General features: G+C 46.2%; 13 protein-coding genes and 1 tRNA gene. 3 read left to right on the forward strand and 11 right to left on the reverse strand.

The features are described 5' to 3' along the window. Positions 1-608: 608 nt before the first annotated feature. Positions 609-1,358, reverse strand: a complete 750-nt coding sequence (gene truA / locus JT717_RS28085; protein ID WP_205514679.1) for a tRNA pseudouridine(38-40) synthase TruA — start codon at positions 1,356-1,358, stop codon at positions 609-611. Positions 1,359-1,608: 250 nt separating this feature from the next. Next, the gene (locus tag JT717_RS28090) at positions 1,609-3,438 is read right to left on the reverse strand and encodes a DUF4476 domain-containing protein (protein WP_205514680.1); all 1,830 of its coding nucleotides are present in this window, start codon (positions 3,436-3,438) and stop codon (positions 1,609-1,611) included. 228 nt (positions 3,439-3,666) lie between these two features. On the opposite strand from JT717_RS28090, the gene JT717_RS28095 reads away from it, so the two are divergent. Then, on the forward strand, positions 3,667-6,174 hold the full coding sequence (locus JT717_RS28095; protein ID WP_205514681.1) for a M1 family metallopeptidase: 2,508 nt from the start codon (positions 3,667-3,669) through the stop codon (positions 6,172-6,174). A 48-nt stretch (positions 6,175-6,222) separates the two neighbouring features. Here the strand turns inward: JT717_RS28095 and JT717_RS28100 are convergent, their stop codons facing one another. The 8 genes from JT717_RS28100 to gap form a co-directional block, all read right to left on the reverse strand. Beyond that, positions 6,223-6,810: a TPM domain-containing protein gene (locus JT717_RS28100; RefSeq protein ID WP_240348467.1), complete on the reverse strand. Its 588-nt coding sequence runs from the start codon at positions 6,808-6,810 to the stop codon at positions 6,223-6,225. A 70-nt stretch (positions 6,811-6,880) separates the two neighbouring features. Continuing rightward, the gene (locus tag JT717_RS28105) at positions 6,881-7,675 is read right to left on the reverse strand and encodes a TPM domain-containing protein (protein ID WP_205514683.1); all 795 of its coding nucleotides are present in this window, start codon (positions 7,673-7,675) and stop codon (positions 6,881-6,883) included. Between the two features lie 121 nt (positions 7,676-7,796). Continuing rightward, entirely contained in the window at positions 7,797-8,258 is a 462-nt protein-coding gene (locus JT717_RS28110; RefSeq protein ID WP_205514684.1) for a TPM domain-containing protein, read from the reverse strand. 10 nt (positions 8,259-8,268) lie between these two features. After that, positions 8,269-8,859, reverse strand: a complete 591-nt coding sequence (locus JT717_RS28115; RefSeq protein ID WP_205514685.1) for a LemA family protein — start codon at positions 8,857-8,859, stop codon at positions 8,269-8,271. A gap of 312 nt (positions 8,860-9,171) precedes the next feature. Further along, complete coding sequence (locus JT717_RS28120; protein WP_205514686.1) at positions 9,172-9,801, reverse strand: hypothetical protein; 630 nt, start codon at positions 9,799-9,801, stop codon at positions 9,172-9,174. A 127-nt stretch (positions 9,802-9,928) separates the two neighbouring features. Then, a complete protein-coding gene (locus JT717_RS28125; protein WP_205514687.1) occupies positions 9,929-10,591 on the reverse strand; it encodes a hypothetical protein in 663 nt (220 codons plus the stop codon). Positions 10,592-10,710: 119 nt separating this feature from the next. Then, a complete protein-coding gene (locus JT717_RS28130; protein ID WP_205514688.1) occupies positions 10,711-11,907 on the reverse strand; it encodes a phosphoglycerate kinase in 1,197 nt (398 codons plus the stop codon). Positions 11,908-12,046: 139 nt separating this feature from the next. Beyond that, positions 12,047-13,087: a type I glyceraldehyde-3-phosphate dehydrogenase gene (gap, locus tag JT717_RS28135; RefSeq protein WP_205514689.1), complete on the reverse strand. Its 1,041-nt coding sequence runs from the start codon at positions 13,085-13,087 to the stop codon at positions 12,047-12,049. 295 nt (positions 13,088-13,382) lie between these two features. Here gap and JT717_RS28140 point away from each other — a divergent pair, with 295 nt between their 5' ends. After that, positions 13,383-13,898: a hypothetical protein gene (locus JT717_RS28140; protein WP_205514690.1), complete on the forward strand. Its 516-nt coding sequence runs from the start codon at positions 13,383-13,385 to the stop codon at positions 13,896-13,898. Positions 13,899-14,024: 126 nt separating this feature from the next. Then, positions 14,025-14,096: transfer RNA gene (locus JT717_RS28145), tRNA-Glu, on the forward strand. Between the two features lie 135 nt (positions 14,097-14,231). On the opposite strand, the gene JT717_RS28150 is transcribed toward JT717_RS28145, so the two are convergent. Continuing rightward, positions 14,232-14,539: transposase (locus tag JT717_RS28150; protein ID WP_205514691.1), on the reverse strand; the 308-nt coding region annotated here is incomplete at its 5' end.

A 14,539-nucleotide genomic window follows, 5' to 3' on the forward strand; every position in this document is an offset into this window, starting at 1 on the left:
ATCTTTTAATATCGTATGTTATCTTTCTCTTACCTCTTTCCTATCTCACTTAACGTATTACCTAACTTGTTTTCTTTGCCCCTAACTGCTTCTCTCATCCTCTCTTCCCTTCCCTTCTTCTCTCTCTCTTCGCTATCCCGTTTTTGATTGGGGTTGCAAAGGTAAGAGTTTCAGTCATTTCATCAAAATTTTTCTTTTACTTTTTTCACTTTATTTTCTCTCGATTTTGATGCAATATGAGAAGAGCTTTTTTCGTTTCAACCGGGCTGCAAAGATAAGCTGATTTCATTCTCTCTTCCAAACTTTTTTTATCTTTTTTTCTCTCTCTTTTCTGTGCTTATTATGTTCTGCAGCCGATAAAACTTTTATGCAAAGAACTGTGTGAATTGTGCTTTTTTGTAAAGCGGGCGGCAAAGATAGGCCGCTTTAACTTCTTACCAAATATTTTTTGATCTTATTTTTTTCGATTTTGTTAAAACCAGGCCCAACAAGCCTTCCAGCCAAATTATTTTTTCAATTGCCTATCATATCCGAACAAACCCATCATTAAATTGTTTATCGCACCTACATCATTCAGTATCACTATCACGTTCAACCGATCTTGCCATTTATACATTCAAAAAATAATCATCGGGGTAACATACTTGTTGTAAAAACAAACCATGCGCAGGCACCGAAAAATCGGCTTTCGTACAATCCCTGGCCTCGATGATCTGCCTGAATTCCTTCAGCGTTATTTTACCCGTTCCAACCTGCAACATAGTACCCACTAAACCCCGCACCATACCCCTTAAAAACCGGTTGCCTTTTACCCTGAAAACAGTGAGCCCATGCTCCTGCCGCCACTCACTTACCAGCATCTTACACTTAAAGGTCTTAACCTGCGAATTGCGTTTTGAGAAAGAGGTAAAGTCCTCATACTCCCTGAGGGCCATGGCGGCCTGCGCAAGCGCCTGTAAATTAAGGGGGTAAGGATAATACCAGGCCCGGTCGGCCAGGAAGGGATCCTTAAAAGCATAGATAAAGTATTCATATTCACGGGCTATGGCATCAAAACGGCAATGGGCCGTAGCCGGCACCGGCCAAAAGCCCCGGATAACCACATCGGGCGGTAATATGGCATTGAGATTATATACCGCCCTGGGATTCACAGGTTCAGCAATATCGAAATGATAAAAATTCTGCTTTGCATGCACCCCGGCATCGGTTCGGGAAGAGCCGGTAAGCGCTATCTGTTGCCGTAAATAGATCTTCAGGGCCTTTTCCAGTTCCGCCTGCACAGTGACCGCATTTTGCTGCACCTGCGAGCCGGCATATCGTGCGCCATGATAGCCCACTTCCAAAAAATATCGGTTCATCGGCTGCAATTTACAATTTACCCCCTACCATAAGCGGGAATTCAATCAAAGGCTGGCAACCGTAACCCGGCGGTATCAAGCTGGGTTTTGACCCATCTTTGTTTGGAGAATGTTCGGATTCTCTTCGGGAGTTCACCGGGTTTCATAGCCAAAACCCGAACAATTCCCGAACAAAGTCAAAACATAACCCGGTATGAACCCGGAGCAAGTTCGACCGGGCACTCTCCCAAAGTCAGAAACTACGAAGTTCCTACTGCAGCCTTACCAGCTTTTTAAACTTCGTAACATACATTTCTTCTGTTAACAGCTCATGCAGGGTTTTAAAATTGGCCGTATCGGCCGCAAAAGGATAGGCCATTTCGAGGAACTTATATTTGGCTTCATCACCGGGGAACAATTCCGACAAAGCCTTTATATGGCGGGCGTATAAACACATGGTTTTGAAATATTTGTTAGCCAAGGCCAGCCGCTTTTGCGAATCGTTTTCCCCTACCAGCTTCACCCGCATTTTGTCTACATCGTTATCCGTGGCCAGCTTCACACAGTCCGAGTTGATCATCACCAACTTACTTCCTGTTTCCGCTTGTTTTTCCGGTTCAACCGACTTCGGCTTTTCATTTTCTACAGCTTTTGCTGCAACTGTCGGGGTTTCTGGCTTCTTTGCAGGTTCAGCAGCTGGTTTTGTCTCCGGTTCAACTTTAGCCTGCGTTTTCACCGGTTCTTCGGCTTTTTTGATGTCCTCTTGAGTAAGGGCAGGTTTTACCGGTTCCGCCTTAGGCGTTTCCTCGCCGCCGGTACCCGAAGGCTTCAGGTATTTTATTGCTGTGTCACGGTTCACTGGCTTCGTGGCATCAGTCTTCGACTCTTCTTTTGGCCCCTCCCCGCCTTTTTTCAGTTGCCGCGACTCTAGGATGATCGTCGCTGTATCGGTAGCATTCGATTTTTTCTCCGAAACCGAACCCCAGGTCTCTCTCTTTATTTTCTCTGCAATTTCGTCCTTATTCAAAGCAGGTTTTTCTTTTTCCTTAACAGCAGGTTCTTCTTTTTTCATCGGCTCTGCAGGTACAGTTGTTTTTGCAGAATCTTTCGCCGGCTGCACTGGTCTTTCTTCACTTTTGTTCGTATTGGCTTTGAGCGTATCGTTGGCCGATGTTGGTATGGGCGAAACAAATTTCTCATCAGCCGCTTTTTTCTCTTCTTCGATATACACTGTAACTACTTTGGCGGGCGACTCACTGCTATCTACAAATACCATTTTAGTCTCCCCATCCTTGGTTTGCTGCTGTATTTTGGCAACCCCTTTTTGAGCGGGTATGTCATTTAAGGCTTTTTCCTGCGGATCGTATTTTGTCACCGCTGCCTGGCTGGCCGTATCCCGGGTATCGGCCAAGGTCTTTTCCTGCGGATCATATTTCGTAACCGCCTGGCTGGCCGTATCCCGTGTGCCGATCAGGGCTTTTTCCTGCGGATCGTATTTGGTCACCGGAGCATCAGTACTGGTCTTACTCAGCTGGCTGGCCGTATCTGGCGCAACCACCTCCGTTTTTATACCAGGCGAATCAACCGTAGCCGGAGCGCTAGTGGTAGCAATATCTGCCTTTTTCGCGCTGGCCGGGGTATCAACCAGGTCAACCTGCTTTTCGGTGGCCTGGGTTACCGGCTGCTTCTCCTCCGCCTTGGTACCGGCATTAACTACACCGGGCACTGGAGGGTTCTCTTTTTTGACAATAGAAGTATAAAGTACTGCTGAATCATTGACCACTGCCGCCATCAGATTGGCAAATGCGTCGTCTTTTTTGCGTTCGCCATACAAAGCGGTGCTGCCCGCTTCTTTTAACGGCTTAATAAGTTCATCTGTTTGCCAGTCGTACAGGACCCATCCCCGGGAACCGCTTTTTTGGAGCTGATAACCATGGTCTTTATTATGCAGGGGAATGGAAAACCGCTGAGGCCGGGTAGCCTGCTGTGGGAAGCCGAGCTCGAAATTACAGGTTTTGTCGGTGAGGCCGGAAATGACCAGGTGCCCTGCAGTAGAAGAACTATACACCTTATCCCCTATCTGCACGTAGAAAGGTTGCAAATTTTCTGATTGCAAATAGACAAACGTAGTCTGCTGTGCCAGTGCTGTTGTACATGAAACTATACAAAACCCTGTTACAAAAGCAAACCTTTTTATAACGCGGTAAGGATTGTTCATAAAAGCAAATCTAGTTATTTGCCTTTTTACCACAGCCACTTATACTATTTTTTACATTTATTAAGCACACCCACGCCTATCTTTACACCTCTTAAATTCTAAATTCTCAATATGAAGAAGCTTTTGTCAGTAATACTAGCCCTGGGAATATTGCCCGGCTTATGGGCGCAACAGCATGAGGAAGCGCCCCAGGACACTTCGTGGAAGAAGGTGTACCGGGAAACCCCTCCCCGTATCAATGACCTGGTTCATACCAAACTGGATGCAAAATTCGATTTCAGTAAATCATACCTGAACGGAAAAGCCTGGATCACCCTCGCCCCTCATTTTTATGCCACCGATTCCCTGCGGCTTGATGCCAAAGGCATGGATATTCACAAAGTGGCCATCGTAAAAGGAGCTTCTTCCCAACCTCTTAAATACAAATACGATGGCTGGCAGCTGGATATCGACCTCGACAAATCTTATAAAGGCGGTGAGAAATACACGGTATATATTGAATACACCGCCAAACCCGATGAGGTGAAAGTGCAGGGCAGTGCGGCTATAACTGACGCCAAAGGCCTTTATTTCATTAATCCAAGGGGAGAAGAAAAAGACAAACCAACCCAGATCTGGACACAGGGTGAAACCGAAGCGACTTCCGTCTGGTGCCCTACCATTGACAAACCCGACCAGAAAACCACCAATGAGATCCTGATGACGGTTCCGGCAAAATATGTAACGCTTTCAAATGGTAAACTGGCGGCCCAAAAGACAAATGCAGATGGTACCCGTACCGACCACTGGAAGATGGAACTGCCGCATGCCCCCTACCTGTTCTTTATGGGCGTTGGCGAATACAGCATTGTAAAAGACACGTATAAGGGAAAAGAAGTTAATTATTACGTAGAAAAAGAATACGCCCCCGTAGCTAAAAAGATCTTTGGCAACACGCCTGAAATGATGGGCTTTTTCTCGCGCATCCTGGGCGTAGAATATCCCTGGGTAAAATATTCGCAGATCGTTGGCCGCGACTATGTAAGCGGCGCCATGGAAAACACCACGGCCACCCTGCACCAGGAAAGCGCGCAGCAGGATGCCCGCGAACTGGTTGATGGCAACAGCTGGGAAAGCACCATAGCGCATGAACTCTTTCATCAGTGGTTCGGCGACCTGGTAACCTGCGAAAGCTGGAGCAACCTGACACTGAATGAATCATTTGCCAACTACAGCGAAACGCTGTGGGATGAGTACAAATACGGCAAAGACGCGGGTGATGCCCAGAACTATAATGATATGCAGGGTTATCTGGGAAGCCAGAGCGAGAAAAAAGACCTGGTTCGCTTTTATTATAATGATAAAGAAGCCATGTTCGATGCCGTTAGCTATAACAAAGGCGGCCGCATCTTACATATGCTGCGCAGTTATGTAGGCGACAGTGCTTTCTTTAAATCATTGAACCTGTATCTCAATACCAATAAATTTAAATCAGCGGAAGCCCACCAGCTGCGCCTGGCCTTTGAGGAAGTGACCGGCAAAGACCTTAACTGGTTCTGGAACCAATGGTATTTTGGCGCAGGTCATCCCAAGCTTAACATCGATTATGTATATGACGATAACGCCAAGAAAGTACAGGTGATCGTTCAACAGACCCAGGCCGGTAACAAAGTCTTTACTTTACCAATTGCTGTTGATATATATAATGGCGCAGAAAAAGTTCGCCATAATGTGTGGATCGACAACAAGGTGGACACCTTTACCTTCAGCTACAACAGCCGGCCCGACCTGGTCAATGTGGATGGTCAAAAAACCTTACTGGCTGAGAAAAAAGATAACAAAACCCTGGAGAACTTCATTCACCAGTATAAATATGCAGGTCAATACCTCGACCGCCGGGAAGCCGTAGACTTTGCCAGCAAGAACCAGGACAATCCCAAAGCACAGGAACTGATGTTACTGGCGCTGAAAGATAAATACCATGGTTTACGCTCTTTTGCCATTGCCAAGCTCGATCTGAAAAATGAAACAGTAAAAAAGCAGGCAGAACCGGTACTGGCGGAGATCGCGCAAAAAGATGCCAAATCAACCGTACGGGCTTCTGCGCTGGCGGCATTGTCGCAATTCAACAACAGCAGCTACAAATCGCTTTTCACCAAATCAGTAAACGATTCATCATACACGGTGGCTGGCACCTCACTGGATGCCCTGTTTAAATTAGACAGCGCTGCAGCTGTTGCCGAAGCCAAACGCCTGGCGAAAAATCCTGCCAAAGGCAAACTGGTTGAAACCATGACCAGCATCCTGGTGAAATCAGGTGATGAAAACAGTTTTGATATCATTGCCAAAGCATTTAGCGATATGCCCATTTCTCAGGCAAAATTCAACCTGCTGCAACCATTCTGCGAATTCCTGGGTGTGGTAAAAGACACCAAGAAAGTGAAAGAAGGTGTTGATGAAGTGATCGAATTCCGCGATGCCCTGGCCGCTTATGGCTTAACGCCCTATGTAAACAACCTGCTGAAGGGTGTGGTGATGAAAAAGAATGCAGCTAATACTTCGGCTACCGACAAGTCGCCGATAAAGGAACAGATTGATTATATCAATTCGAAAATAGAGGGAGATAAGAAAGGGTTTTAAACCCGGTCTCCAAAGAGGAGTAAGAATTTTCACAAAAAGGCTGCCTGGTCACAGGTGGCCTTTTTTATTGCCTGGCGTACTGTCGAGCTTAATCACGATGGCTTCTACCGCTTCTTTTATTCCTGCGAAGAAGGATCCCTGCTTAAAATTGGGGACCAGTTTTTCATCTATGATCTGTTGGCAGAACTCATTGGTGAGAATAATCTCCAATCCTTTGCCCACTTCTATCCGTACCCGCCGCGGGCTTTTGCTGGCCATTATCAGCACCCCATTATTTTTAATGCTGTCGCCAATTCCCCAGGTGTTGAAATACAGGCGAGCCGCTTCTTCAATAGTATATTGCTTTTTCGTTGCCGGATCTGTTAAAGAGTCGAGTGATATAAATACAATGGCGTTACCGGTTCTTGTATGGTAAGCTACCAACTCTTTCTCGAGTAAGGCCTTCTCGTTTTCGTTCACAAACTTTGCGAAGTCGTTTACCGCACGATGCGGTACTGGCAATGGCCTTACAAAGGACGGAGCTTTCGTTATTTGAGCGAAAGCGCAAAATGAGTTAAACACCACTGAGATGACAAGAAAAAACCCGATGAGGCCAGTGTACTTTTTCGAGCTAAAACTTGCGGTTCCGGTTTTCATCCGATTATTTGATGTAACCGTGCCACGGTTGTAAACCGTGACACGGTATGTAATGAGTTAATCACTTGCATTACCAGCTTCCACTGGCGCCACCACCACCGCTGCTGCCGCCACCGAAACCGCCAAAACCACCGCCGCCGCCAGACCAGCCTCCGCCGCCACCGCCCCAACTGCTTCCACCACTGCTGCGACCCATCATATTACCTAATATAAAGGGCCCCAACCAGCCTGAACCCCGGCGACTCATAAACCCACCGCCGCCACCGCGATTGCGGCCGCCAAAAAGCACCAGGAGAATGATAATAAATACCAAGGCTCCAAATGGGAAGGCGCTGCCGCCTCCTTTGCGCTTGCGATAATTGGCCGGCGCCTTATACTCCCCCGCAGCTGCCTTGATGATCGAGTTGGCTGCCTTGGACAATCCTTCATAATAATCATTGCTCCGGAAATTGGGCGCTATATCGCCCTGAATGATGTGATTGGCTGTAATATCCGGAATTGCACCTTCGAGGCCATAGCCTACTTCTATGCGGATCTTGCGGTCCTGTAGAGCGGCTAAGATCAGCACGCCGTTATTGGTCTTCTTATTCCCGATGCCCCAATCGCGAAACAATCTTAACGCAAATTCTTCAATGGGATAATCGTCGAGCGTATTGAGCAATACAATGGCCACCTGGTTACTGGTACTATCATCATACGCTACCAATTGCCGTTCAAGCCGCTGTTCTTCATCGGGCGACAAGATGCCGGCAAAATCATTTACCAGCCTGGGCGGATTCGGTCGGGTAGGAATATTTTGTGCTGACGTCAGGCACGACACAAGTAATAACGCCGGTACAAGAAGGAATTTCAGATTAATTTTCATTTCTAATTGTAATAATGCCAGTCAAAGCTATTTGACAGTTCCAGGTTACAAATTGCAGATTACACGGTTCCAAAACCAGTCTTTACCTGCAACCAGCGCCCGGAAACCTGTAACCCGTTTTCTATTTTCCAAACACCATATCGTCTGGTAATTCATTTTTATCATTTGACCGGTCGTAGGGAAAATGCGTTTTTAACGCTTTTCCTACATCGGTTACCACGGCTTCAATGGCCTCGGCCGGATGGGCGCTGAGAAAATGCGATTTCATGATCGCCACTTCCTGCTCCCAAAAAGCCTGCCCCACTTTTTCATGAATACCCTGGTCGGCCAGGATGGCAAACTGGTGATCTTTCATGGCAACATAGATCAATACGCCATTGCGGTCTTTGGTATGATCCATTTTCAGACCCCAAAAAAGTTCTGCTGCTCTGTCGAGCGGATTCACAAAGCGGCAGCGGCTTTCCGTATATACCCTGATCTCGCCACTGGTTTGCTGTTCCGCTTCGCGAATGGCGTTTACGATGCGATTCTGCTCATCGGGCGAAAAGAAATCTTTCCTTTTGGAGAAGGGGAAAAATGCCATGGATGTATTTTTAGAATTCTACTTTAGGAGCTCTTTCTGACCCAGCTTCGGCTGTGAATCCCTGTCTTACTTTAAATCCGAACATGCCGGCAAACAGGTTATTCGGGAAGCGGCGAACCACTGAGTTATATTCCTGCACGGAACTGTTGAAGTCGTTACGGGAAACCTTAATGCGATTTTCTGTTCCTTCCAGTTGCACCTGCAGGTCTTTAAAGTTTTGGGTGGCCTGCAATTGCGGGTACTGTTCGGCAACCACCAGCAACCTGCTTAATGCGCCACCAAGCTGGCTTTGCGCCTGCTGAAACTGCTGCACTTTCTCGGGTGACAGATCATCGGCATTTACATTTACCGAAGTTGCTTTGGCCCTTGCTTCAATAACATTGGTGAGGGTTGTCTGCTCAAAATTGGCGGCACCTTTTACTGTACTCACCAAATTAGGGATGAGGTCGGCACGGCGTTGATAATCGCTCTGCACATTGTTCCACTTTGTTTTTACATTCTCATCGAGGCTTACCATCCTGTTATATCCACTGCATCCGCAACCACCTAATATTAAAATTCCTGCCAGCACAACAATGATAATCAGATTACGAGATTTCATATCAATTTAGAGTTTTATGTCTTATAAATGTACAATTTTTTGATACAAACTGCTTACAATTCCTTTGATTCACAAACTGTTAAGACGAACGCACGCCATGCGCCTGTAACGTATACTCCGGCCGGGCATTGCAGGAACCTGCTCATCTTTAGTCGCGGCAGCTTGGTTTTCGTTACATGAGCCGGTAAAATCTTCTACCAAGCAAACTGCAACAATAAAAAGGATAGTAATAATGATGCCACTGTTCGGTTGTTAAACTGACAAAGCCCCAATAGGGCGGGGCTTTGTCACAGTTTATATTTTTGCAACCGCTTACTGCTTCTGCAAGGTAGCGGTGGTCACTGCATGGCTGGTGAACCTTTGCGTTATACCTGAAACCACCTGCAGCTTCGTATCGTTATACACCATGGTGATCATCATTTTGTCGCCCTCAAATTTCAGCTTATAGCCGGTGGGGACCGTTATAGGGGCGCCGTTGGGGGCTATTCCCGTAAGAACGTCCGAAGAAAAATGTAATGAATCCCTGCCGATCTTTTGATAAGGGACCGTTGAATTGGTGGCGGGTATTATGCCTCCAAAAGGGAATTCAAAGGTATTTTCCAGTACGTTATTCGTATAGAATTTTGTTGTGGCCAGGCCGTCGACAGCATAGGTAACACCGGCAGTTGTGATGTTCTTTCCATCAAACGTAATCGTTCCGGCATTATCGGTAGAAGTATAATCGCTGGTAGTGACGGTCATTATTTTATCGGCACCGCTTGTATATGAAATGGTAACGTTCGTTACAGCATTCATAGAGAGAAATGTCCAGGTGCCGATCTCACTGCCGGCACCAGCTGTGCCGGGATGATGGCCCAGCGTATCGAGGCTTTTCTCTTTTTCACAGGAAACCATTGTCAATACAATACAACCGAAGAGAAGGAAAGGGGTTAATTTCCACATAAGTCTAATTTAGTTTTGGTCAGGGCAGAAAAATACATGGCAAAATTACTATTTAGCCATGAGAGTTTTCCAATTGAAATCAGACTAATATATTATTTGCGGTGTTGCAGAAACGTAAAGATCGTTTTTACTGTTTCTGTAAGGTGGCGACCAGTACGGTGCGGATGGTCAGTTTAGCCGGAATGCCCTGGTAGTCCTGCGTAGTAACGGTATCGAACACAATGGTTAATTTCATAATATTAGTTCCTTCAAAAGCCACTTTACAGCCTGTTGGCACATTTGGTAACAAGCCGCCAGTAAGTGCATCGAGAAAAGCACCATCCTGGAAATGCAGGGAGTCGGCGCCTATTTTCCGGTAGGAGGAAGTAGCGCTCTGCGGCGAAACCGTTTCGTTTATAGGCACCTGCAAAGAGTCGTACAGCAAGCCGGCCATATAGATCAGGGTTTTCGCGGTTGTAATAACTGTGAGGCTTACATTGGTAGCCGTCATTTTAGCACTGTCGAATGTAATGGTGCCGCTGTTCTTCTCAGAAGTAAAATTGGTGGCCGTAACGGCTTTTACCGGAACGCCGGCTTCGGAGAACTCTGCAGTTTGGGAACCGGTGGCCTGAACCGACATAAATTTCCACGTGCCCACCTCTGTGTTATTGCCTGGATTGTTCGGAATGGTATCTGCTGGTACAGGGCCACTACCGGGATTGGTTATGTCATTTTCATTAACTTCTTTCTGACAGGATGTTAGACCGATAATAACACCCCAAATGAGCAGTAACTGGTAATATTTCTTCATAAACTCCAGGTTTTACAGTAGTGGGCCGTTTTCAAGATGTGCCGGGGAACAATGCCATGCTAAAAAAAGAATGCCACGCACTTTGCGGGTACGTGGCATTCACAATGTAATACTATGAATTATTTCTTAATTGCAGCGATACCAGGCAGTTCTTTTCCTTCAAAAAATTCGAGCATGGCGCCACCACCGGTTGATACGTAGCTAACCTGGTCGGAATAGCCAAACTGATTAACAGCCGCTACAGAATCGCCACCTCCAACGAGGGAGAATGCGCCGTCCTGGGTAGCTTCTGCCACAGCCGTTGCAACGGTTTTTGTACCATGTTGAAACTTCTCCATTTCAAACACGCCCATTGGGCCGTTCCATAAAATGGTTTTTGAGCGTTTGATCACATTGATGAACTGGGCGCAGGCATTGGGACCAATATCCAGGCCCATCCAGCCTTCCGGAATATTATTGCTGGGCGCATTGGAAGTAAGTGCATTGGCATCGAACTTATCGGCGATCACAGAATCGGAAGGGAAATGCAGGCATACGCCTTTTGCTTCCGCTTTTTTCAGCAGTTCACGGGCAACATCAAGGCGATCGTCTTCGCAAAGGGAATTACCAATAATGCCGCCCTGTGCTTTTTCAAAGGTATAGGCCATACCACCGCCGATGATGATATCGGTTGCTCTTTCGAGCAGGTTTTCGATGATGAGGATCTTATCGGAAACTTTGGCGCCGCCAATGATAGCAGTAAAAGGTTTCTCGGCATTGTGCATTACTTTTTCGGCACTGCTCACTTCGCTTTCCATGAGCAAGCCGAACATTTTCTTACCAGCGGGGAAGAACTGCGCAATAACGGCCGTAGAAGCATGGGCCCGGTGAGCGGTACCGAAGGCGTCGTTCACATACACATCGCCCAGTTTGCTTAATTTTTCAGCAAAACCAGCGTCGCCTTTTTCTTCTTCTTTATAAAAGCGCAGGTTTTCGAGTAACAATACTTCGCCGGGTTTTAAAGCAGCCGCTTTATCAATAGCATCTTTACCAATACAATCATCAGCAAACAGCACATTAACACCTGTCAGTTTCGACACATGGCTCACCAGGTGTTTCAATGAAGATTTTTCTTCGGGCCCTTCTTTCGGACGGCCCAGGTGGCTCATCAGGATCACACTACCACCATCGCCCAGGATCTTTTTGATGGTAGGCACCGCCGCTTTAATGCGGGTATCGTCGGTGATCTCAAATGTTTTTTTGTCAAGCGGAACGTTAAAATCAACCCGGATCAGGGCTTTTTGACCCTTGAAATTATACTGGCTGAATGTAGACATGAGAAGGATGTTTTTAAAAAAGTCAACCACAAAGCGTATTGACAGCTACGGTGAACCAAGAGTACTTCTTTGCGTTACCCGCTTTCAACATCTTTGTGGTTGATCAGGATATAGCTAAACTAATCCTGCAGTTTTATAATTAAGCTTTTACTTTTTCTTTTGCAGCGCCTTTATTGATCAGTTTTGCAAAATAGTTCACGGTACGAACGAGCTGGCTTACATAGCTCATTTCGTTATCATACCAGCTAACAGTACGAACCAGTTGAGTGTCGCCTACATTTTGTACGCGGGTTTGCGTAGCATCGTATAAAGAGCCATAGGTGATACCGATGATATCGCTGCTTACGATCTCATCTTCAGTATAACCAAAGCTTTCGTTGGAAGCAGACTTCATGGCAGCGTTCACTTCTTCAACGGTTACTTTCTTGCTTAATACAGCGGTAACCTCTGTCAAAGAGCCAGTGAGGGTAGGTACGCGTTGAGCAGACCCATCCAGTTTGCCTTTCAGGTTAGGCAATACCAGGCCGATGGCTTTGGCAGCACCTGTACTGTTAGGAACGATGTTCTGGGCAGCAGCGCGGGCGCGACGCAGGTCACCTTTGGGGTGCGGCGCATCCTGGGTGTTCTGGTCGTTGGTATAGGCGTGAATAGTGGTCATGAGACCGTTCACGATGCCAAATTTTTCATCGAGCACCTGGGCCATCGGAGCCAGACAGTTAGTGGTACAGCTGGCGCAGCTGATCACTGTTTCAGTGCCATCGAGTATAGAGTGGTTCACATTGAAAACGATGGTTTTCAGATCGCCGGTTGCAGGAGCGGAGATAACTACTCTTTTAGCGCCGGCAGCAAGGTGAGCTTCTGCTTTTGCTTTATCGGTAAAGAAACCGGTGCATTCCAGTACTACATCAACATTGTGATCTTTCCAGGGAATTTCAGCAGGATTCTTTTGTGCGTAGATCTTTACTTCTTCGCCATTTACTATAATTGAGTTATCGGTGCTTTTTACTTCAGCATCAAAACGGCCCTGAGCGCTATCATACTTCAGGAGGTGGGCTAAAACTTTAGGGCTAGTGAGGTCATTGATAGCTACTACATCGATGCCATCCATTTTATAAATCTGGCGGTATACCAACCGGCCGATACGACCAAAACCGTTGATCGCCACTTTGACTGTGCTCATGATCTGGATTTTTGTGTTAGTTAAAAATTGCGGGGGCTAAGTTACAATTTTGGTTGTAAATGGGTTTATGAAATTTGTGTGGAAAATAAGCATCAAACGGTTGCATGAGAAAGTCGCCGCGCTTTTTCTCTATAAACAAGCTAATTTAATAGCGGACATTTACTTATGCGAACAATTACCCTACTTTATAAGGGGGCTTTTCAATAAGAACATTTTACAATTTGAAACAAAACGGAGCATAGCGAAAGAAAACGCATTTCAACAAGAAAATCCGCTAACATTCGTTAATGGAAATATGCGTACCCTTACATTAATCCTACTCTTATTTTCGTCCACTTTTGTATTTGGACAGAAAAGAAACTGCTCATTTGCCTATCGATCTATTCACAGGCCAAATAGCAAGCACAGCCATAAGCTTATTGAGACCATCGACACGCTGGCACTGAAAACATGTAGCCGGGTAGAAGACATCCCTGACTTCATCGTAAAAGCATTCGAATGCTGGGCAGGTTATGACTGGTCGATTGCCAATGCGGGCAGTCCGTATTACGAAACAAGCGTAGCAGGACCTGAGCCCTTACCTACCCGCCAGTTGATGTATATGGGCTTAAATGATCACTATTTGTTGATCGCTTATAAACGAGGCGGCGTGCCGCTTCACTGTCCGACCATCCTGTTTAAGTTCGAAAACAACAAGATCCTGGATGTATGGTGTTGGATGGGGGTTGATGATACAATAAAGTCAAAGGAGGATATTTTGGAATATTGCCGGGCGCAAAGGGAGTGGCCCCGGTATAAACCCGATTTGTAAACGTAGATCGATTATTTTTGGGGGTGTTTTGAGGGGCGGCGAGGTTTTCGAAAAATATTTTCAAAGAATTCGAACTTTTTTTTGGTGAAATAGAAGTGCTCCCTATCTTTGCACTCCCAAAAACGAGCCGCGTTCGTCTAAGGGCTAGGACACCACCCTTTCACGGTGGTGATACGGGTTCGAATCCCGTACGCGGTACAACCTTCCGAAAGAAGAAAATGTACAGAGGGCTGTTCTAACAAGAGCAGCCCTTTTTCTTTGACATTATTGTAGTTGTGCGCCAGGGCGGCGTGGGATCAAGGGATCAAGTCAAATTGTTGGGGGATGAGGTAGTTAAGCATAGATTTTCTGGAGTCTGAATAGGAAGAAATTAATGTCTCGAACTCCCCGTGCAGAAGATCTAAAGGCTTTAATTTTTGCATTGAAGGATTCGGCAGAAGCGTTGGTACTTCTGTTATTAAAGTAATTCAATATACTTTCGTAGTGAGTTTCAATGGAGCGGTACACGGTTCTGAAAGATTCAATTCCTGCATCTTCAACCTCATTGAACCATAAGGCCAATCGTTTAAACGCCTGCTCTTTACAGGTGCAGTAACGGAAGATGTCGGCGAGCTTCATATACATATCATAGGCATTCTTTA

This window comes from Longitalea arenae, assembly GCF_016924755.1.
GTDB lineage: Bacteria > Bacteroidota > Bacteroidia > Chitinophagales > Chitinophagaceae > Niastella > Niastella arenae.

What these genes read in the sequence shown, in the direction of transcription:
- JT717_RS28125 (WP_205514687.1), bottom strand. Translation starts at nt 10,591, where the DNA reads ATGAAGAAATATTACCAGTTACTGCTCATTTGGGGTGTTATTATCGGT.
- JT717_RS28115 (WP_205514685.1), bottom strand. Translation starts at nt 8,859, where the DNA reads ATGAAATCTCGTAATCTGATTATCATTGTTGTGCTGGCAGGAATTTTA.
- JT717_RS28105 (WP_205514683.1), bottom strand. Translation starts at nt 7,675, where the DNA reads ATGAAAATTAATCTGAAATTCCTTCTTGTACCGGCGTTATTACTTGTG.
- gap (WP_205514689.1), bottom strand. Translation starts at nt 13,087, where the DNA reads ATGAGCACAGTCAAAGTGGCGATCAACGGTTTTGGTCGTATCGGCCGG.
- JT717_RS28120 (WP_205514686.1), bottom strand. Translation starts at nt 9,801, where the DNA reads ATGTGGAAATTAACCCCTTTCCTTCTCTTCGGTTGTATTGTATTGACA.
- JT717_RS28140 (WP_205514690.1), top strand. Translation starts at nt 13,383, where the DNA reads ATGCGTACCCTTACATTAATCCTACTCTTATTTTCGTCCACTTTTGTA.
- JT717_RS28110 (WP_205514684.1), bottom strand. Translation starts at nt 8,258, where the DNA reads ATGGCATTTTTCCCCTTCTCCAAAAGGAAAGATTTCTTTTCGCCCGAT.
- JT717_RS28095 (WP_205514681.1), top strand. Translation starts at nt 3,667, where the DNA reads ATGAAGAAGCTTTTGTCAGTAATACTAGCCCTGGGAATATTGCCCGGC.
- JT717_RS28100 (WP_240348467.1), bottom strand. Translation starts at nt 6,810, where the DNA reads ATGAAAACCGGAACCGCAAGTTTTAGCTCGAAAAAGTACACTGGCCTC.
- truA (WP_205514679.1), bottom strand. Translation starts at nt 1,358, where the DNA reads ATGAACCGATATTTTTTGGAAGTGGGCTATCATGGCGCACGATATGCC.
- JT717_RS28130 (WP_205514688.1), bottom strand. Translation starts at nt 11,907, where the DNA reads ATGTCTACATTCAGCCAGTATAATTTCAAGGGTCAAAAAGCCCTGATC.